At 61.1% G+C, this 1,123-nt stretch carries 2 protein-coding genes; both read left to right on the forward strand.

Translation table 11 applies throughout. The features are described 5' to 3' along the window. A partial coding sequence (locus AC1DZ6_RS25650; RefSeq protein ID WP_477099903.1) for a flagellin occupies nt 1–513 on the forward strand: 513 nt, incomplete at its 5' end. Nucleotides 514–885: 372 nt separating this feature from the next. Beyond that, on the forward strand, nt 886–1,123 hold a 238-nt coding region (locus AC1DZ6_RS25655; protein ID WP_477099904.1), incomplete at its 3' end, for a flagellin N-terminal helical domain-containing protein.

Below are 1,123 nucleotides of genomic sequence, written 5' to 3' on the forward strand. Positions count from 1 at the left end.
TCTTTGAACACCGCTTCGTTCAACGCCCTGCAGTCGGACTTCAACAGCCTGCGCGACCAGAWCACCAAGGCCGTCACCAACGCCAAGTTCAACGGCGTCAGCATCGCCGACGGCTCGACCACCAAGCTGGCCTTCCTGGCCAACTCGGACGGCTCGCAGTTCACGGTCGCCGCCAAGACTCTGTCGCTGACGGGCCTGGGCCTGTCCGCCGCCGCGACCTTCACGACCGCTTCGGCCGCCAAGACGATGATCGCCACCGTCTCGACCGCCATGGGCACGGCGACCAACAAGCTGGCGTCGCTGGGCACCAGCTCGACGGGTCTCGACACCCATTTGACCTTCGTCGGCAAGCTGCAAGACAGCCTCGACGCCGGCGTGGGCAACCTGGTTGACGCCGATCTGGCCAAGGAAAGCGCCAAGCTGCAATCGCTGCAAACCAAGCAGCAACTGGGCGTGCAGGCGCTGTCGATCGCCAACCAGTCGACCCAGTCCGTCCTCAGCCTGTTCCGCTAAGCGGTTCGGTCTTCGAGTTCAGCATCTTGAAGGGCGGGTCTTCGGACCCGCCCTTTTTTCTTGGCTCCCGCGCGACAAGACTCAGCCCGTCGCGAGGCGGCGCCTACCAGATGTTGTATTTCCAGGAACAGCGGGCGAAGCCGCAGAGTCAACGACAGATTAAGGTCGCGCCGCAGGACTCTCAGTCAAAAGAACTCGATTCAGGCGGTGGACTTTCGTCCAATCGGAATGACTAACGAGGCATTATCCACGCCGCAAAATTAGTCGCGACACTTTTACACTATCGAAAGCACGACCGTGGACACTGGCGATGAGCAAAATGCTCCCGACCGTCAAAATGACGTCGGCCACCTTGAATGGGAACTCGCCGAAATGGCTCTGAATAGCATCAACACGAACTCGGGCGCGATGATCGCCCTGCAGAACCTGAACTCCACCAACTCGGAACTGGGTGTCGTTCAGCAACGCATCAACACCGGCAAGAAGGTCGGCAGCGCCAAGGACAACGGCGCGATCTGGGCGATGGCCAAGAACCAATCGACCACCGCCAGCTCGCTGAACGCCGTGAAGGACTCGCTGCAACGCGGCCAGTCGACCATCGACGTGGCCC

The organism is Caulobacter sp. P1_B12_2 (assembly GCF_056406675.1).